Origin of the sequence: Escherichia sp. E3659 (assembly GCF_005781135.1) — a bacterium.
Classification (GTDB): Bacteria; Pseudomonadota; Gammaproteobacteria; order Enterobacterales; family Enterobacteriaceae; genus Escherichia.
Window position 1 is genome coordinate 417,673 of sequence record NZ_VATQ01000002.1, and the last position, 18,279, is coordinate 435,951.

16 protein-coding genes and 1 pseudogene are annotated in these 18,279 nt (G+C 49.8%); 9 read left to right on the forward strand and 8 right to left on the reverse strand.

The annotated features are described in order from the left end of the window. Window positions 1–143 precede the first annotated feature (143 nt). Entirely contained in the window at window positions 144–1,064 is a 921-nt protein-coding gene (yedA, locus tag FEK47_RS02825; protein WP_135487626.1) for a drug/metabolite exporter YedA, read from the forward strand. Here yedA and FEK47_RS02830 read toward each other — a convergent pair. Genes FEK47_RS02830 through drpB form a run of 4 tightly spaced genes read right to left on the reverse strand, consistent with a single transcriptional unit; the run spans window position 1,053 to window position 4,005 of the window. Beyond that, on the reverse strand, window positions 1,053–1,523 hold the full coding sequence (locus FEK47_RS02830; protein ID WP_130257626.1) for a very short patch repair endonuclease: 471 nt from the start codon (window positions 1,521–1,523) through the stop codon (window positions 1,053–1,055). The genes yedA and FEK47_RS02830 overlap by 12 nt on opposite strands. Further along, on the reverse strand, window positions 1,504–2,922 hold the full coding sequence (dcm, locus tag FEK47_RS02835; RefSeq protein ID WP_138183092.1) for a DNA-cytosine methyltransferase: 1,419 nt from the start codon (window positions 2,920–2,922) through the stop codon (window positions 1,504–1,506). The genes FEK47_RS02830 and dcm overlap by 20 nt, the downstream gene beginning before the upstream one ends. Window positions 2,923–2,964: 42 nt before the next feature. Continuing rightward, window positions 2,965–3,684, reverse strand: coding sequence for a phosphohydrolase (locus tag FEK47_RS02840; protein WP_135487625.1), 720 nt, complete (start codon window positions 3,682–3,684; stop codon window positions 2,965–2,967). Between the two features lie 39 nt (window positions 3,685–3,723). Then, complete coding sequence (gene drpB / locus FEK47_RS02845) at window positions 3,724–4,005, reverse strand: cell division protein DrpB (protein WP_254446237.1); 282 nt, start codon at window positions 4,003–4,005, stop codon at window positions 3,724–3,726. Between the two features lie 647 nt (window positions 4,006–4,652). Here drpB and ompC point away from each other — a divergent pair. Continuing rightward, window positions 4,653–5,840, forward strand: a complete 1,188-nt coding sequence (ompC, locus tag FEK47_RS02850; protein ID WP_135487624.1) for a porin OmpC — start codon at window positions 4,653–4,655, stop codon at window positions 5,838–5,840. A gap of 89 nt (window positions 5,841–5,929) precedes the next feature. On the opposite strand, the gene FEK47_RS02855 is transcribed toward ompC, so the two are convergent. Next, window positions 5,930–6,334, reverse strand: a complete 405-nt coding sequence (locus FEK47_RS02855) for a universal stress protein (protein ID WP_130216439.1) — start codon at window positions 6,332–6,334, stop codon at window positions 5,930–5,932. A 694-nt stretch (window positions 6,335–7,028) separates the two neighbouring features. Between FEK47_RS02855 and hchA the strand changes: the two genes are divergently transcribed. After that, entirely contained in the window at window positions 7,029–7,880 is an 852-nt protein-coding gene (gene hchA / locus FEK47_RS02860) for a glyoxalase III HchA (protein WP_135487623.1), read from the forward strand. A 290-nt stretch (window positions 7,881–8,170) separates the two neighbouring features. After that, a complete protein-coding gene (locus FEK47_RS02865) occupies window positions 8,171–9,235 on the forward strand; it encodes a glycosyltransferase family 9 protein (protein WP_135487650.1) in 1,065 nt (354 codons plus the stop codon). A gap of 346 nt (window positions 9,236–9,581) precedes the next feature. On the opposite strand, the gene FEK47_RS02875 is transcribed toward FEK47_RS02865, so the two are convergent. Beyond that, a complete protein-coding gene (locus FEK47_RS02875; RefSeq protein WP_135487621.1) occupies window positions 9,582–9,956 on the reverse strand; it encodes a DUF6258 family protein in 375 nt (124 codons plus the stop codon). 12 nt (window positions 9,957–9,968) lie between these two features. After that, window positions 9,969–14,273 carry an RHS element core protein gene (locus tag FEK47_RS02880; RefSeq protein WP_138183093.1) on the reverse strand — a complete coding sequence of 1,435 codons (4,305 nt, stop codon included), beginning with the start codon at window positions 14,271–14,273 and terminating at the stop codon, window positions 9,969–9,971. Window positions 14,274–14,631: 358 nt separating this feature from the next. Here FEK47_RS02880 and FEK47_RS25720 point away from each other — a divergent pair, with 358 nt between their 5' ends. The 3 genes from FEK47_RS25720 to FEK47_RS02890 all read left to right on the forward strand — a co-directional run bounded on the left by FEK47_RS25720 (window position 14,632) and on the right by FEK47_RS02890 (window position 15,494). Next, window positions 14,632–14,916 (forward strand): ash family protein, encoded by a 285-nt coding sequence (locus tag FEK47_RS25720; protein ID WP_205713535.1) that lies wholly within the window; start codon window positions 14,632–14,634, stop codon window positions 14,914–14,916. 93 nt (window positions 14,917–15,009) lie between these two features. Further along, complete coding sequence (locus tag FEK47_RS25725; RefSeq protein WP_205713534.1) at window positions 15,010–15,243, forward strand: hypothetical protein; 234 nt, start codon at window positions 15,010–15,012, stop codon at window positions 15,241–15,243. After that, entirely contained in the window at window positions 15,240–15,494 is a 255-nt protein-coding gene (locus tag FEK47_RS02890; protein ID WP_135487620.1) for a helix-turn-helix transcriptional regulator, read from the forward strand. The genes FEK47_RS25725 and FEK47_RS02890 overlap by 4 nt, the downstream gene beginning before the upstream one ends. A 479-nt stretch (window positions 15,495–15,973) precedes the next feature. On the opposite strand, the gene FEK47_RS25635 is transcribed toward FEK47_RS02890, so the two are convergent. Next, the gene (locus FEK47_RS25635) at window positions 15,974–16,105 is read right to left on the reverse strand and encodes a hypothetical protein (RefSeq protein ID WP_276606557.1); all 132 of its coding nucleotides are present in this window, start codon (window positions 16,103–16,105) and stop codon (window positions 15,974–15,976) included. 241 nt (window positions 16,106–16,346) lie between these two features. Between FEK47_RS25635 and FEK47_RS02900 the strand changes: the two genes are divergently transcribed. Both FEK47_RS02900 and FEK47_RS25315 read left to right on the forward strand, forming a co-directional pair. Beyond that, window positions 16,347–17,231 (forward strand): integrase domain-containing protein, encoded by an 885-nt coding sequence (locus FEK47_RS02900; RefSeq protein WP_135487619.1) that lies wholly within the window; start codon window positions 16,347–16,349, stop codon window positions 17,229–17,231. A gap of 175 nt (window positions 17,232–17,406) precedes the next feature. Beyond that, a pseudogene (locus FEK47_RS25315) lies at window positions 17,407–17,604 on the forward strand (DNA-binding protein); the annotation flags it as partial. Window positions 17,605–18,279 lie beyond the last annotated feature (675 nt).

Consider the following 18,279-nt stretch of genomic DNA (forward strand, 5'->3'; position numbering starts at 1 on the left):
AAGTATGAAGCAAAATCGGCTTGCCTGATACTTGCTTCACAGGTCAACATTTTTTTAACAATCAAGCTCAATTATATCTCTCGCCAGCAGAATGATTTTCACGTTTACTATGAACCACCTTTTTATTTCCACCGTGAGGGATTATGCGTTTCCGCCAGTTGTTACCGCTTTTTGGCGCGCTGTTTGCGTTGTATATCATTTGGGGTTCGACCTATTTTGTCATTCGGATTGGCGTTGAAAGCTGGCCACCGTTAATGATGGCGGGGGTGCGATTTTTGGCAGCAGGTATTTTATTGATGGCGTTTTTACTGCTGCGTGGGCACAAATTGCCGCCGCTACGTCCCCTGCTCAACGCCGCGCTTATTGGCCTGTTACTGCTGGCTGTCGGTAACGGTATGGTGACGGTTGCCGAACATCAAAACGTCCCTTCCGGCATTGCCGCCGTGGTGGTGGCAACGGTGCCACTCTTTACTCTTTGCTTCAGCCGCCTGTTTGGCATTAAAACGCGCAAACTGGAATGGGTGGGTATCTCCATTGGGCTTGCCGGGATCATCATGCTCAATAGTGGCGGTAATTTAAGCGGTAACCCGTGGGGTGCAATGCTGATTTTAATCGGCTCAATTAGCTGGGCGTTTGGGTCGGTTTATGGCTCACGCATTACCTTACCGGTAGGGATGATGGCCGGTGCCATTGAGATGCTGGCGGCTGGCGTAGTGTTAATGATTGCGTCGATGATTGCGGGTGAAAAACTGACAGCAGTCCCTTCGCTTTCTGGTTTCCTTGCAGTCGGTTATCTGACGCTGTTTGGCTCGATTATCGCCATCAACGCTTATATGTATTTAATCCGCAATGTCAGTCCGGCTCTGGCCACCAGCTACGCCTATGTTAATCCCGTGGTCGCGGTATTGCTGGGTACGGGTCTGGGCGGCGAAACGCTGTCGAAGATTGAATGGCTGGCGCTAGGAGTGATTGTTTTCGCCGTGGTACTGGTCACGTTGGGGAAATATCTCTTCCCGGCAAAACCCGTTGTCGCTCCCGTCATTCAGGATGCATCAAGCGAGTAAATGAATCCCCAGAGTGTCGATCTGCGCGCTGGCGCCCTCGCCGCAGATCCACTCTTCCAGACGCTCGGTAAGTGCCGCGTCCGTTAATTTCTCCCGCCCGCGTAACGCACATTCCCAGACAATCAACACGCGCCAGCCGAGTTCCTGCAAACGACTGATATCGCGCCGATCGCGCTCGACATTTTTACCAATCTTCTCCAGCCAAAAATCTGTTCGCGTGGCGGGGACTTTAAACAGATAACAATGGTGATGGTGCCAGAAGCAACCGTGGGCAAATATCACACAGCGAAATTCATCAAGGACAAAATCCGGACGTCCGGGAAGATTGGCCTCCTGAACACGAAACGCCAGCCCCTGCTCAGTTAACAGGCTGGCGAGACGTTTCTCGATTGCCGTATCGTGCGTGGCAATCGCGCGCATATTTTTGCTACGCGTGGCCTTATCGTGAACATCGGCCATGTTGTGTTTCTCGCTGACGCAACGCCACCGCTTGTCTGATTTTTGGCTCGAGCAGTTTTGCCACCGCGGCAAAGACCGGTACTACCACCGAATTACCGAACTGACGATAGGCTTGCGTATCAGAAACCGGTATACGGAATTTCGCTTCTCCCGGCGCTTCAAAGCCCATCAGACGCGCGCATTCGCGAGGCGTTAATCTTCGTGGGCGATGTTGCTGATTCTGCGGATCGTCAAAGTCTTTCTCACCTGTCGCCATATCCCAGCCGCGATCGATTAAGATTTCCGCGCCGTCTTTATAATAACGGGCAGAAAGCGTGCGCGTGACACTTTGCGGATTGTTCGGATAAACCATCCCATAACCGAAGCCGTTACCGCGCGCCTGATGCTTTTTCGCATAGCGATAGAGATACTTCCATAGCACCGGCGTCAGGATATATTTCGCTTCGACCATCGGGTCCAGCAACTGCGCCAGCGTCACTCGCTGCACCGGGAAACAATCGCTAATGTCACGCAGGGTGAAATCTTCTTTCAGATTAAGGTCGCGACGAAAGCCCACCAGCACGATGCGCTCACGGTGCTGTGGTAGAAAATGTTTGCCATCGATGATTTTCGGATCGTCCGGGCCGTTATCTTCTGCGTCGGCAACGTCATAGCCCAGTTCGTCCAGCGTCTGCATGATGATGCGGAACGTTTTACCCTGGTCGTGGCTTTTCAGGTTCTTAACGTTTTCGAGCACAAAAATCGCCGGACGACGAGCGTCGATAATGCGCACCACATCAAAGAACAGCGTCCCCTGGGTATCGCAGGCAAAACCGTGCGCCCGCCCAAGCGAGTTCTTTTTCGATACGCCAGCCAGTGAAAACGGCTGACAAGGAAAACCGGCCAGTAAAACATCGTGTTCAGGAATGTGCTGACGGATATGTTCCGCCGCCGCGTCATCACTCGAGCCCTCTTTATGACTCAGGGTGATGTCACGGATATCTTCATTAAAATGATGAGTTGCCGGATCGCAATAATGGTTGGCTTTATAGGTGCGCACCGCATGTTTATTCCATTCACTGGTAAATACGCACTGACCGCCAATTGACTCAAAACCGCGACGGATGCCACCAATCCCGGCAAAGAGATCGATAAAGCGAAACGCATAATGCGGATGATGTGCTGGCGGTTTGGGTAGCAACGTTTGCAGGTGGGCGAACTCATTTTCACTTAAACGGTGCCATACCGAATCATTCGCCAGCGCACGTTTTAAAATCGCCGCGCTCCAGTGGTTCTCACCCACACCATTAAGTTGCGCCACCAGCGTTTTAACATCATAAATTTGCAGCAGTTTCTCCAGCATTGCCTGTGCGGCATTCCCGGTGCTGTATGAATCGGTTACTGAAATATTTTCCTGCATAGATTTAACCGGCCATATGAGATGGCCGACAGGTTAACATAATTACATCGGTTTAGGGCCACGCGCGCAGTCAGCTGACGAAAACGCATCAATCACGTTGTGATCGATACCTTCATTCTCCCCCGCCAGTTCCGCACTAAGTTTGGCCATAAACTCCACCAGAAAACGGGCGTTGTGTTGCGCCAGTTGTTTGCCTTTTGCGGTTTGCATCGTTTGGGGTAGTTTTAGCAGCTTGGTCTGGAAATGGTCCAGCGCGTAACGTTTATCATCGAGCGGGCGATGCTGCGCGAACGGATCTTCGCCATCAAACAGCGCCACACCTAACGCGCCTGAAACCGCAAACACACGCGCCAGGCCAATCGCGCCTAAGGCTTCCATCCGGTCCGCATCCTGCACGATTTTAGCTTCCGCCGTTAAGGGCGTAATTTGCGCACTGAAACTGTGTGCGGCAATGGCATGACAAACGGGCTCTATTTTCTCCGCTGGAAATTGCGCAAACTCTTCACATAGCAGGCGACGCGTCTCTTCTGCTGCCAGCATTGAAGATTGCTGCCGTTGCGGATGATTTTTCGCCAGACTCACGATATCGTGAAAATAACAGGCGGTTAAAATCACCAGCATGTCCACGTCTTCATCTACCGCCAGTTTTTGTGCCGTCGCCCAGACGCGGCGAAAATGACACAGGTCATGGGCCGCGTCCTGATACTGATGATGGCTCTTCAACCAGTTCTCGAATTGTGCCTGCCAGTGTTGTAAGTCCATATGCGCTCCGCTGCCAAAGAGTCGCAACCTTAGCAGTTTTTACTCATAGCGTCTGTTACGTACGGGTCGAGGTCGCGTGTACCAGGCAATGCCGCCTAACAACGCACCGACCATGGCCATAAACAAAAATCCCACTAACGCACCTAACCACTTACCCGCAGTTGAACCTAAATCACTTTCAAATCCAGACACGGGGGCATCGGGGATGCGGCTCATTACCCAGATGTAACGCGCCATTACCCAGACAAAATAACCACACCAGGTATAGAAAGCCCATAAAGCCAGTTTGCCGCCAGGGCTGCGAGAGAGTCTTTCTTCCATTGCTGTCGAACCATACTCCATTTTGAGATAACCCGGAAAATTCAGACTTATACTGTTATGTGATAAAAGTCACATTTTTCCACATCGGTCGAGCCAGTCAAGTCTCACTCATTTTTTGAACAAATATATGAATCTTAACCAGTGACATTATGTGCAGAAAAAACAAGTCAGAAGGCATTTGTTTTTTGTTTGGGCATAATTGATTAATTCATATTTTGAATATATAGGCATTGAATACAATTATACCTTTTTTGTTTTCTGTGTCATGATGACTACGTTATTAGCCTTTTATCGTCTTGTTTATATTTTTGGGCCGGCATGATGCCGGCTTTTTTTATGCGTTTATTTATGTGCAGTAGATCACACTCAGTCTTTAGCTCAACAACCATTGACGCAAGCTATCCTTCCAAAAGAACAATAACCAATTGATATGCATATATAAATATGATGAATACTTATGTCTGAAATTCATAATCATGAATTATATTAAATATAATAGAAACATTTTGAAATCTTTTAAATACATTTGTTACATGTAATCTTTAAAATAAAATGAACTTCATAGAATAGTATCCAAATGTGCTTTTTTTTGGATAACGGCACTTATTGATATATTCATGAAGATTATAATCACAAGGGAATACATAATGAAAAGAAAAGTTCTGGCAATGCTGGTCCCGGCGTTATTAGTTGCTGGCGCAGCAAATGCGGCTGAAGTCTATAATAAAGATGGCAATAAACTGGATTTATACGGAAAAGTAGCGGGTCTGCACTACTTCTCTGATGACTCTGGCAGTGATGGCGACATGTCATATGCCCGTATCGGTTTCAAAGGTGAAACCCAGATCGCTGATCAGTTCACTGGCTATGGTCAGTGGGAATTTAACATTGGCGCAAACGGCCCTGAAAGCGACAAGGGTAATACCGCAACTCGTCTGGCATTTGCAGGTTTAGGTTTCGGTCAGAACGGTACTTTCGACTATGGTCGTAACTACGGTGTCGTATATGACGTAGAAGCATGGACCGATATGCTGCCAGAATTTGGTGGCGATACCTATGCTGGTGCCGACAACTTCATGAACGGTCGTGCTAACAGCGTTGCAACCTACCGTAACAATGGCTTCTTTGGTCAGGTTGATGGCCTGAACTTTGCTCTGCAATATCAGGGTAATAACGAGAAAAGCGGATTATTTGGTCAAGAAGGTTCCGGTAACGGTAATGGCCGTAAGCTGGCCAAAGAGAACGGCGACGGTTACGGTATGTCAACTTCTTATGACTTCGACTTCGGTTTAAGTCTGGGTGCGGCATACTCTAACTCTGACCGTTCTGATAACCAGGTTCACAAAGGTCTGCATGATTCTCGTTACGGAGATCGCTTCGATGCAACTGCTGGCGGTGAAACAGCTGAAGCATGGACCGTTGGTGCTAAATACGATGCTAATAACGTTTACTTAGCAGCCATGTATGCTGAAACTCGTAACATGACTGGTTACGGTAATGCTGATGCTATCGCTAACAAAACCCAAAACTTTGAAGTTGTTGCTCAGTATCAGTTCGACTTCGGTCTGCGTCCGTCCATCGCTTACCTGCAATCAAAAGGTAAGGATTTAGGCGGTGTAAATAGCGATAACTTTGACAGCCAGGGTAATCATCATTACACCAACAAAGACCTGGTTAAATATGTTGATATCGGTATGACCTACTATTTCAACAAAAACATGTCCACCTATGTTGATTATAAAATCAACCTGCTGGACAACGGCGACGACTTCTACAAAGAAAACGGCATCGCGACCGACGATATCGTTGCTGTGGGCTTAGTCTACCAGTTCTAATCAGCCAACGCGCCGCGGCACGTAACTGTAAAACATAATATCGGCCTGAGTTCGTCCCTCATCGAATTCAGGCTTTTTTATATCCCACATCAAATCACCAACAGCGGCACGCTAAACTGCCGTAGCATGTCGATAAACCCTAATTCCTGCGTAGCTCCCAGCACAATAACATCAGCCAGTTGTTGTTCAGCAAGTTCCTTTATCCCTTCCGGAAGAGTGCCGAAATGAACATATGTATGAATAAATCCTTCAGGCAAAACCAGTTGTTCTGCTATATGAGCTAAACGGCACACAGCCTGCCCACGTAGAGCTTCTTTAAAACGATGCATATCAGAAATATACCCACGCTCGAGAACTCTTAAATATTCCGGTATGAAGCCAAGTAAGTGAACATGCCCAGAAGAAACATTGGCGAAAAATTGCGCATGAAAAAACGCTTGCTCTCTATCATCCCGAGAAAAAACATTCACCGGAATAACAATATTTCGGTACATAGGTATTCCCTGAAAAAATTCAATATTAATCAACTGCGCTTGAATGATTAGTGCATATTTTTAATGCTATATTTATGTCATTATCTTTAGAAAAGTTATCGTTGCTGCCCCACTTTAGTCTCCAGCCCATTCCCTCTGGCAAATTGCGCAAAGAGTACATCTGATGACAAGTAATTAATCATATCTGTCATCAGTTAAACCTTAATCTGGATCATCATTCTTTCGCGATAATCTTTCGTGCCAGACAGTTTTACGATTATTTTTTTGCTAATAATCTCATTTTCTTAACTTACACTCTCATCGCATGTTCCGGGGAGATTCTTTGCTCCAGCATTTACCTATCTTAAGCAGGCCTCAGGCAAATCATTCTGTTGTCAGTTCCCCCGGCGCCGCTCTAAGCATCACGTGAGCACAAAAAATCCCCACAATTAAAAATTGTGCTACCAGGGTGTCAATATCCTGATTTCTGAAAAATAGACTAAAATAAATTAACACCAGTTCCAACCACTTTACGCAATAAGGAGAAAATTGGCATGACTAATATCCTACACAAGTACAGCATAGTCATCGCACACTCCCCCTTGCATACCGCTTTCGATATATTGACTCCAATTTCCTATCTGGTTAAAAATAGCAACCAGCTCAGTCGCGAATATAGTGACTAACCTACATAAGTAACAACAAGGAATACACTATGACTGTTCAACAAAGTAAGAATCCGCAAATCGATATGGCTGAAGATAATGCTTTCTTCCCGTCAGAATATTCGTTAGGCCAATATACCAGCCCGATTTCTGATCTTGATGGGGTAGACTATCCAAAACCGTATAGCGGAAAGCAAAAAATCCTGGTAATCGCCGCCGATGAACGCTATTTGCCAACCGATAATGGTAAGCTCTTCTCAACAGGAAACCATCCGATTGAAACGTTGCTGCCGTTATATCATCTGCATGCTGCTGGTTTCGAGTTCGAGGTTGCGACGCTTTCTGGCCTGATGACAAAATTTGAATATTGGGCTATGCCGCGGAAAGATGAAAAAATTATGCCATTCTTTGAGCAGCACAAATCTCTGTTCCGCAATCCGAAAAAATTGGCAGATGTTGTCGCCAGCCTCAACGCAGACAGCGAGTATGCAGCAATCTTTGTTCCTGGCGGTCACGGAGCACTCATTGGTTTACCAGAAAGCAGAGACGTGGCTGCCGCTCTGCAGTGGGCAATCGAAAATGACCGTTTTGTTATCTCCCTTTGCCACGGTCCAGCAGCCTTTCTGGCGCTTCGACACGGCGATAACCCATTAAATGGTTATTCAATTTGCGCTTTCCCTGACGCTGCAGACAAACAAACGCCAGAGATTGGCTACATGCCGGGTCATCTGACCTGGTACTTTGGTGAAGAACTGAAGAAAATGGGCATGAACATCGTCAATGATGATATTACCGGCCGGGTACACAAAGATCGCAAACTTTTAACCGGTGACAGTCCTTTCGCAGCAAATGCGTTAGGCAAACTGGCAGCACAGGAGATGCTGGCCGCATACGTAGGTTAATCGGCTGACACTTACTGTGGAGTAAAAGTGGGGGTAGCTCTCCCCCACTTAACAAACATGAAAACGACCACCTCCAATTGCTGACCTTTTAACGCTTCCCTTCACTTTACGCCCCCAGACTGAAGAATGCGACACAAGCTGTTTTTAAATAGAACAATAATTCCCGAAAATGATTAACACATAAACCATAAATATATAGTATATTTCACGTTATTATTTATCGATTTTAGAAATCAATCATTTCTGCTAAACTTCACCACGTTTTAACCAGAATGGAAGCGAGGTTGGAAATGTCATTTGTATCATTTTTCAGACGTGTTGCATTTGCGTATTATGATTATCGCTGCAAAGATACTGATATTGCAAAAAGTGAATTTGTAGTTATTCACATTCCCGATCAAATTGGGGATGCAATGGCTATTTACCCAATAATCCGATCGCTAGAAATGCATAAAATAAAACACTTATTGATTGTCACATCAACAATTAATAAATCTGTTTTTGATGCACTTCATCTGGAACAAACAAAATTAACATTGGTCAGTATAACAATGCAGGATCATGCCAGTATTAAAGAAATAAAAAAATTAGCAAAAAACATCAATGAACAATATGGAACTCCTGATCTTTGTATTGAAGCAATGCGCAAGAAAAACCTGAAGACGATGCTATTTATTAGTAACTTACGAGCCAATGCAAATTTACAGGTTGTGGGTTTAACGATGAAATGTTATTCACCGATATGTAAGTCAGCGTCGAAAATGGATCAGTCACTACGCGCCCCAGTACCGCTGACATGGGCCTTCATGATGCGAGAAGTAGGATTTCCGGCTCCCCCGCCCAGATTTGAATTGCCCCTCAGCGAAATAGTGCTAAACGAAGTACGTTGTGAGATGCATTCATTAGGTTCATATATTGCTCTTAATTTAGAAGGTAGCGTGCAAGAGAGAACATTTTCACTAACAATGGCACAAAAAATAATCGAGATGATTAAAATACAATCAGACATGCCAATTGTCATTGTTCATGGTCCGAAAGGTTCGGAAACAGCCCTGGAACTAACCCGGCATTTTGATAACGTTTATCATTTGTCGTTATCACCTTCAATAATGCGGTCTGCAGCAATCATAAGAGATGCCTTCCTTGCAATAACGCCAGACACATCTATTTTACACATGGCAAGTGCTTATAATGTTCCTGTCATCGCCGTGTATGCTGATTATAAGACTCGCTGGCCTGCCATGGCCGATATTTCAGAGACGATTGTGGTAGGAAAGGCTATTGATCATCTAAATTTGGATGAATTCAGCAATACGCTGAAAAGGATTATCGCGAAAATTTCAGTCACAGCGTAATGAAAGCTCTAACAAAAATTCAAACACTAAAGCACGTTTGCAGAAAAGCAAAAAGCCTGCTCGAAAGCAGGCTTTTTTGAATTTGGCTCCTCTGACTGGGAGCTCCGTAGCCATTAACTGGCTGATTGGTAAGCTAAAACAAAAAATCGAATTTGTCAAGACTACCAGACTGACCACCTTTTGTTTGAACGACACTGGCTCCAGATTTATTGTATACAGCCTAAGAGATACGCCATTTATTGTGTTCTAAGGTGCATTCAACCGACGTTTGAACTGAGCGATTTTTGCTGCGCAGATCATACGCGTCTGTCGGAGGACAAAACACTTGCACAAGTTACCACTCATGTCAGATAACTTTTTGCTTAAACTTATCTTCAACCCAGCTATTTTTGCTCTTTATTTTCATTGTACTTAGTTTGTCACAATATGGCCTACCTATTGAAAGGATAGTAAAAATAATCATTTCACCCTCTTCTTTAAAATCATATTCTATTATATAATCTCCAGGCATCATACCTATTGGGGATAATTCAAAATATTGGATATCAGCAAAAACAAGATAACCCTCTTCAATGTTTTCAGATTCATCCCAATCACCGCTTGTATCACCCTCCGAGAACAAGAATGAAATAACATCTATTTTTACTCTTACCTCTGATGTCCAACTGTTTATTTCAATCCCCAATATTCCCCGATCACCCAAGTATACTTCACGGTTCATATTTACCTCATCTTAAATTGGATCAATATAGCCACACATGGCATCGGCATCTTCCTGACTTACATTGTATTCCATCTCTTTAGTCATAGCACAAAAGCACTGACCAGTAGTTCCATTTTTACAGCTTCCAAATGTATACATATGAACTATAGAACTAATAAATGAGAACATACCCATCATTTTTACGTTGTAAAAATGGGCAGCCTTACTATTTGCAGGAACAATTTCTCCGTTAATATCAAGGGATGCCCCTTGACCAGTATTATGAGGTCCAGTTCCTGGCAAATGAGCATGTGCGTGAGGCTTTGTATTGGCAGGAGGATGTCCCAAAGGATCTAAACGATACATATTTGAACCGTTAGCATAAGTTGTATGTATACTAGGGGGATTTATCTTATTAGGCGGATATCCAATAACCTTCCCACCGATAGGGACCGCCATCGCATTTCCTTTGGAATCAACAGCAAAACTTCCTATTGGCTGTTTAGTTAAGGGATCAATCACACATGATTGCCCTGCTGCTTTTTGTCCATGAGAGGGCAAAAGTAATTGCTCTAGCCCAAGAGGATCAATATATTCAATAGGATTTAGGGAATACGTGTATGGATTTAATCCGCCATCCAGCCCTATCGGATCCTGGGTGATATAACGTCCCTGTAACGAATCATAATACCGGTGACGGTTATAGCACAGCCCCGATTCATCATCGTACTGCTGTCCCGGCAGACGGTACGGCTGGTGTAGATGATGCGGGTTATCCTCATTCAACAGGTTTCCCCACTCATCATACTCCGCGCTCCACATCGTATTGCCGTCTTCGCTGATGAGCGCCAGCGGCAGGCCCCGGTGGTCACAGTGGTAAAGATGAATTTTTCGCGCCGGTGTGTATTCCGGCTCCACCTGTCTGGCCAGTTGCTCCACCGTCAGCCCGCAATGCGCAAGCCACTGACGGCTTTCACTGCTCACGCGGTCTACCCGTATCTCTCCCTCCAGCCTGTCCAGCAGCCGCACCAGTTCAGCCGGGAACACCGCACCGTGGCCGTCCTCACTCCCTTCCTGCTGTAACTTCTCCGCCAGGCTCCGCCGCTGCGCTTTCTCCAGCTCACCGTTGTCTGTTTCGATGCGGATGAGCGGTGTGAAGCTCCCCGGTTCGTACACCGTCTGGATACGCGTGGTGTCGGTCTGTACCGTCGTCAGCCGGTCGCCGTCCCATCCGTACCACGTCACCTCCGGTTTACGCGACAGCGACATCCACCCCGTCAGGTCACGCCTGCGACGCCACACCCGTTTACCCGTCCGGCGGCCCAGCGGGTCGTAGAGGTAGCGGCTCTCGACCAGTGGCTCCTCATGCTGTATCCGCGTGTAGAACACCAGACGGTGCTGGCTGTCGTAGTGATAGTGGTGGGTCCGCTCGTCGTCCGTCCGTATCACACCCGCCGGGATGAGGTCCGTTTTCTCCGTCAGCCTGCCATATCTGTCGTAACGGTACAGGTAATGCGCATCCCGGGTGATACGGTTGTCCGGCCACGCCGTGAGCGTGCTGTCAGGGTGCAGTTCCGGGTCCGGCAGACGGTTACCCGCCGGGTCGGTTGCATACGGGATACGGATGTCCAGGTCTGGTGCAAGGGTGCTCACACTCTCCAGCCTGCCCGTGGTGCTGTAGCCATATTCCCGCGTCTGTCGCGGGCCGCTGATGCGCACCAGGTCACCATTGTCATTCCACCCGTAGTCACGGTCATACACCAGGCTGCTCAGGTGCTGGCTCTGTAACTGGCCTGCGGGGGTGTATGTGCTGGTCAGTTCGTATGCGGCATTACTGCCTGCCATGCTGCCGAAGCTGCGCACCGTCTCCCGGTGCAGCCTGTCCCGCGTGTACTCGACCAGAGGCGTCCCGCCCAGCTTCATGCCCGCCAGATAACCGCTGCCGTAGGTCAGCCACTCCACCGGCGGCAGGCTGTCCGGCGTGACGCAGTTTGCCAGCCCCTGTTCGTTGTATGCGTGCTCTGTCTCATGCTGCCACAGCAGTTCCCCCGTCTCCGGGTTATGCACCGTCTGGCGCTCCCCGGTCAGGCGGCCCTTATCATCATAACCGTAATGCACCGCCACCTGATGGCCTTCGCTCAGGTGGCTGATTTCTGTCAGCCAGCCGTGCTCGTCGTACTGCCACTGCTCTGCCGGTTCGCCGTTCACCGTGCGGTGAGTGATGCGGTCCGATTCGTCGTAGTGCCAGAGGGTGACAAGCCCCTCATCTTCACTCTGCGTGAGTTTCCCGGTCAGATCATAACGGTAACGTTGTGTCCGCCCGTCAAAGCCGCGCTGCTGTACCAGGCGGTCCAGTGCATCGTAACTGAAATCACTGTGGCTGCCGTTCTCGTTAGTCAGCGAGGTGACACGTCCCGCTGCATCGTATTCCGTGCTGCGCGTCAGCCCGCCCTGTGCGGTGCTGACGGCCTTTCCCCACGCATCGTACTTTGCCTCACTCCGGTTGCCGTCCGGGGCAATGACGGCTGTCAGGTCGCCTGCGGCGTTGTATTCATACCGCGTTTCACGGCCCTGTGCGTCCTTCCAACTGACCAACTGACCGCGCGGATTATAGGTATTGTATGTACTGATGCCTTCCTCACGGTGTACTGCCGTCATCTGACCGAAGCGGTCGTATTCGTAATGCGTTTCATAGCCTGAGCAGTCGGTGAAGGTCTGTAACTGCCCGTAGCGGCTCCACGTCATCTGCTTGCGGCTACCCGTCGCATCTTCAATTGCAGAGGGTAATTCACTGTGTGGATTATCATAACGGTAGCGGGTGATATCGCCGTCAGGGGCAGTGTCCTGAATCAGACGGCCGTATTCATCATATTCCCGGCGTATTTCCAGCCCGTCAGGCCCGGTGGCTGACGTTAACTGGTTGTGGTGGTTATAGTAAAACGCCGATGCCCTGCCATCCGGCGTGGTGATGCGCGTGATGAGGCCCGTCACCACATCCGGGCTGTATTCTGTTGTCCGGCCTGCGGCATCCGTCTGGGTCTTAAGCCTGCCCACCGCGTCAAACTGACTCTGCGTGACGCTGCCGTCCGCGTGTTCCTTTTTCACCACCCGCTTCAGCCCGCCTTCGCCCTGCGTGTGCAGCACTTCACGGCGGTCCAGGCTGTCGGTGATGGTGATGCGGTCTTTCTCATACTGATACGTGTAGCTTAAGCCTGCCGGGTTTAGCTGTTCTGTCACCCGCCCGTCGCTGTCGTAACGGTAACGGATTTCCGGTCGGCCCGTGTGACGGTGCGCCACCATCCGGCCCCGGTATTTATCATCGTAAGTAAAGCTGCGCACCTGTGTATCGCTGCGGTCATACACCGCCGCCAGTTCGCCGCGCGGCGTCCAGCCATAGCGCACCAGCGGCGCGGCAGGTAAATTCTCCGGGTATTCCGGGTCGTGCGTCAGCCACACGGCAGACAGACGGATGCCGTTATCCCGGCCATATTCTGTGTAACCCGGCAGTGAATCCGGGATATCCGGCTGTTTTGCTCCGGCTGCAACCGCCTGCTGCCGGGCCTCTTCCGCCCGCTGCGCCTGCGTGGTCAGCACCAGGCGGAACTGACGCCCGGCGCCATCCGTCACGCCGGTGATTTCGCCGCTGAATTCGCCGGCGGCTTCGCGGTGGAACGTCTGTGTGCGCCCGAAGCGGTCCACCAGCCCGGTCAGTACCCGGTACGGCGGCAGCGGCGCGGGCAGCACCTCATCCGCTTCCGGCACCCGCTCACACCAGCCGAGCAGCCACCACGGCCCCTGCGGACTGTTTGTCGCCAGATAACGATGCGGACTTAAGCGGAGTTCTTCCGGCAGCGCCTGCCAGAGTGCGGCCAGCCGGTGACCTTCCTCCAGTTTCGCCACGCCGCCGCGCACCAGCCACAGTGACTCGCTGCGGCTGTAACCGTCCTCACCGGGAAACAGGTGCTCAAAATACAGGCTTCTGCCGCCGTTATCACTGAGTATCAGTGTGTTATCGCGCAGCTGTAAGCGGATATCCGCAGGCATTTTCCAGCCGGGACCGAGGCTCCCCACCGGCGCGGGCGTTTTTGTCCGGTAACTGCTGTAGGTGCGGGAGAGAATGAACGGCAGCGGGCCGGGCAGGGCGATGTCGGTTTCACCGGGAAGGACCTTTGCACCCAGCAGCGGATTGACCGGATGGCCGGACGTCACCCCGCCGGGGCACACCGAACAGGCCACGCCGGTGGGGGCACCAATCCTCACGCCTGCCGACCCCTGGACTATCGGGCCGCCGTACTGGGTCATGTCTCCCTGTCGTGCTGCTGGTTTTCCGCTCATCGTTGATATCCTTTTTATGGTTCATCTGGCCTGATGCTGGCGGCACTGGGCAAAATGATAAATAACGTTACTGTATGAAACGAAATACGCTCTTTTTACATTTATTTTTTGACTGATATCAACGGGAAGAATTAACTGACAGGATTTTTATTGAAAAACGTTTGCATATTATTCAGTGCATATTTTATATAAATATATTTAGTTTTAATATTTATGGTGTGATTGAGTTTACCTGCTTTCTGCAAACCTCTTCCCGCAAATTACCGATCATTGTATTGTTGCGCCGCGTCTGCAAAATCAGGCGTCGGGATTGGCATCCTGTAATACTTCACTGACAACACAATATGTTGTGTTGCGTATGGTCACATCTCAATGGTGGGATCGGGCGGGGGCGTCGCAAGACGCGCCCGTGTCAGTGAGGCCGGTAATGCCAACTCCGTCCGGTTCCACCACCCGTGAAATTGGCATTTCCGGTGGTGGAGATCATCATCACTCACTGGAGGCTGCCCCTATGGCAACTATCCTCACTTCTGAATGCAGTTTACTCACCGTTCCCTTCAGCGCCACTACCAACTTCACCGATCTGGCTGATTACTGCGATCGTTTCGCTGCACGATCATTGAGTGCCACGATCTGGCGCTGAAAATGGCGCTCTGCGGCAGGCTAGTACCTGTCTTGACTGCTGCGGCCCACGCTGGGCGAACCGATCCCGCGGCACCTGATCGACCGCTTTACTGTGGATGTTCTTCCTGATGTTTTACCGGAATTTACCCCTGATGCAGACCTGCTCTGTGATTACGCCTGGCGCTGGCGCAGGTACTGGCGTGACGGTCACTGTTGCCGGAAACTGAAAAAAACGCTGACCGGACTGGTGTGCGAACTGGTCTGGTATTTTGCTGACAGTCTGAACGCCCCGCGCTGGATACGTACCGCTGACGGCGTACAGGTTATTGACGGGAGGCCAGTATGATGCAACCGGACTGGCACCCAACCAATATTATCGCAGGACTGAGGAAACAGGGAACATCGCTGGCTGAGGTTTCACGCAGGGCCGGGCTGGCGTCTTCCACGCTGGCAAATGCGCTGACCCGCTCCAGGCCGCGCGGCGAAAAACTGATTGCGGATGCGCTGGAAACATCACCGGAAAGTATCTGGCCCTCCGGATATTTCGATGATCAGGGCAACCGTACCGGAAGACTCATGCAAAAACGCCGATCCTGATGGCTGAACCGTCAGGCGCACTGTTACAGTAAAACCAGACTCTCCCGGCGCGCTGCCAGCAAAAGCAGGCAGTGCGCCGGGAGAAGACAAGCGAAGCTCGGCAATTTTTCCGTCATCAGGTAAGCAAACAATCTTTTAAACCTGGAAACAGTTTTTCCTTCCTGCACCAGAAATAATGGCGCAGTCTCCCGCCTGCAACAAACTGCCTCCGGGCAGTCCCTTTGTCGCTTCACGGCTGAAAGAAGCGCCAGGCTTCGCCAGCATGGCATCCTTTACCGGCGTTGATCTCTGAAAATGCCGGGGATGCAAAAATATCGGCATCTGAGACAGAAGTACATATACACCTTCACTGCACCAGACAACCGGCTTTACGGGCTGACACTCTGGCTTTGCCGGGTTTTATATTCTGCTGACAACCAGCGCCTTACATTGACGGGCTGCAGCCTGAATTGCCGTCAGGCTTTGCTGCCGCGTGACCGTCACCCTGCACCAGAAACGCAACGTTTACCCCCTGCACCAGACGAGGCGTCACTTTGGTTGCGCCAGCGAAAAAGCAAAGTGACGCCGCACAACATACCGCCGCAAGCCGCGCCAGTTCTGGCCTGCGCCATATTTCCGCCGTCTGGCATGCCCTTTGGGGCCGCTGTCAGTCCAGAGTAAGAGGAGAAAAAGATCGATACCGAGGGGGGCACAACGCCCCGGAGACACCCCTGCTTCGTCAGGCAGTCTGTACCGCGTACAGCCTGAAACTCCCTAAACCTCAACAGACTGCCACTCCGGCGCGAAGGTATCGTTCTGGCGCAGCCAAAAAGCACACGCCGGAGACTGTTTGTTTTTGTTGCAGGGGGAGTCATGAGTAAATTAAGCAGTGAAATGAAGGCGCTGGCGAAGAAAGCGGGCGGCAGCTTCAAAACGGTGAATGATCGTATCCATATTACAAAACGGTTCAGTGAACATTTACGGGCGCTGAATATCCAGATCCAGCGGGTGGCGCAGATCAAGGTTCGCCATATCGAATGCTACATTGAGGAACGGCTGGAGCAGGATATTGGTTTACGAACGCTGCAAAACGAAATGGCAGCGTTGCGGGCCGTGCTGAGACAGGCTGGACGCAGGCAGGTGGTGGAGCATCCGCGCCTGACCAATAAGGCTCTGGGGCTGTCGGGCGCTTCACGCAACGGCACGCGCCGCGCCATTACGCCGGAACATTACCAGCAGGTGATGGAGAAAGCCCGCGCTGAGGATGCGGGGCTGGCTGCGGCGCTGGAGATCGCGCGGCTGATGGGGCTGCGTTCGCAGGAGGCGGTACAGAGTTCACAGTCGCTGAAAACGTGGCTGAGAACTATTGAGCGCGGAGAAACCCGGCTAAAAGTGGTGTTTGGCACTAAAGGCGGGCGTCCCCGCCATACGACAACCCTGGATACTGGCGCAGTCAGGAAAGCCCTGGAAAAGGCGTTACTGGTCGCAGAGCAACGTAATGGCAGACTGATCGGCAAGCCCGACCTCAAAACAGCGATGAATCACTGGCACAGGCAGGCGGCTAAAGTGGGACTGACGGGTGAATTTTCTCCGCATTCCCTGCGGTATGCGTGGGCGCAGGATGCGATCCGCCATTATCTGGCACAGGGATTCAGTGAAAAGGAATCCCTGGGGCTGACGGCGATGGATCTGGGGCATGGCGACGGTCGTGGGCGTTGGGTAAAACAGGTATACGGCTACCGCTGGAAGGAGGAATGACAGATTTCATGAATGACTCAAATATCGTTACTGCGTGACGAGTAAATTTCAGCAGATCAGACCTTCCCGCTTCATCAGGGTGAGTTTACTGAAACATTGCAGTGATTACCCCTGTAATCACTCGAAACGCTCCCTATTGATAATAGATGTTTCAATCGTTTTTATCGATAATACAGGGCTGAAGGGTGAATTTTCCCCGCACTCGCTGCGTTATTCGTGAGCGCAGGAGGCGATTTGCCATTATCTGGCACAGGGATTCAGTGAAAAGTAATCACTTGCGCTGACGGCGACGGATCTGGGCCATGGCGGTGGTTGCGGTCGCCAGATGAAACAGGTGTACGGCTACCGCTGGAAGGAGGAATTGCGGTATTAATGAATGGCGCAAACAGTACGTTACTGCGTAACGCCAGCCATTTGCAGCACCCTCTGTATCGGATCTGGCGCAGTGGGCAGACGGGTTTTGCTGGCGCGGGGTCATATTATTGTTAATCACGATAGCAAATGATTTATTATTTTTCCTGTTATAATCTGGTACTCTATCCTGCCATATCTGATGACGTCTCCGGGTGAAAAAATAATAGCTGTAACCTTGCATAAATACCTGATTGATAGATTTCCGTACAAAAAATTTTGGCCCCAAAATTTTTTGTACGATTTCCTTTCAAAGAAATTACACCTATCGCCAATACCTTTTATAATAAATTAATTCTGGCGCAGTATTATGTCTGAATAAATATCTCGACCTCTTATATTGTCTCACCACATTATGTAAGCATTTTTTCATGATATATTATTTCTGCTTCATCATTATCTGGCGCAGGTCGTTGTGGCCTGTATCAGGATGAATTTATTATGGTATAAAGGGAAAAGGTCATAATGGTAAAGGCTGGTAAGGGTAACAGCGCCTGACCGGAAAGGGCTGAAACCAAAGGGCCGGAAACTGGCGCAGCCCTGAATATTTTAAACAGCAGGATACTGATGCAGATACCGGTTCATTCGGAATGGGGCAGGATTTAGTTTCTGCATATCTGGTGCAGTTCTTAAGGGT

Bases quoted from the DNA above. Each gene is read 5' to 3' on its own strand.
- yedA (WP_135487626.1), top strand. From the start codon at position 144: ATGCGTTTCCGCCAGTTGTTACCGCTTTTTGGCGCGCTGTTTGCGTTG.
- FEK47_RS25635 (WP_276606557.1), bottom strand. From the start codon at position 16,105: ATGGCGCAGGCCAGAACTGGCGCGGCTTGCGGCGGTATGTTGTGCGGC.
- drpB (WP_254446237.1), bottom strand. From the start codon at position 4,005: ATGGAAGAAAGACTCTCTCGCAGCCCTGGCGGCAAACTGGCTTTATGG.
- FEK47_RS02875 (WP_135487621.1), bottom strand. From the start codon at position 9,956: ATGAACCGTGAAGTATACTTGGGTGATCGGGGAATATTGGGGATTGAA.
- dcm (WP_138183092.1), bottom strand. From the start codon at position 2,922: ATGCAGGAAAATATTTCAGTAACCGATTCATACAGCACCGGGAATGCC.
- FEK47_RS02890 (WP_135487620.1), top strand. From the start codon at position 15,240: ATGATGCAACCGGACTGGCACCCAACCAATATTATCGCAGGACTGAGG.
- ompC (WP_135487624.1), top strand. From the start codon at position 4,653: ATGAAAAGAAAAGTTCTGGCAATGCTGGTCCCGGCGTTATTAGTTGCT.
- FEK47_RS02865 (WP_135487650.1), top strand. From the start codon at position 8,171: ATGTCATTTGTATCATTTTTCAGACGTGTTGCATTTGCGTATTATGAT.
- FEK47_RS02855 (WP_130216439.1), bottom strand. From the start codon at position 6,334: ATGTACCGAAATATTGTTATTCCGGTGAATGTTTTTTCTCGGGATGAT.
- FEK47_RS02900 (WP_135487619.1), top strand. From the start codon at position 16,347: ATGAGTAAATTAAGCAGTGAAATGAAGGCGCTGGCGAAGAAAGCGGGC.
- FEK47_RS02840 (WP_135487625.1), bottom strand. From the start codon at position 3,684: ATGGACTTACAACACTGGCAGGCACAATTCGAGAACTGGTTGAAGAGC.
- FEK47_RS25720 (WP_205713535.1), top strand. From the start codon at position 14,632: ATGGTCACATCTCAATGGTGGGATCGGGCGGGGGCGTCGCAAGACGCG.
- FEK47_RS02830 (WP_130257626.1), bottom strand. From the start codon at position 1,523: ATGGCCGATGTTCACGATAAGGCCACGCGTAGCAAAAATATGCGCGCG.
- FEK47_RS02880 (WP_138183093.1), bottom strand. From the start codon at position 14,273: ATGAGCGGAAAACCAGCAGCACGACAGGGAGACATGACCCAGTACGGC.
- hchA (WP_135487623.1), top strand. From the start codon at position 7,029: ATGACTGTTCAACAAAGTAAGAATCCGCAAATCGATATGGCTGAAGAT.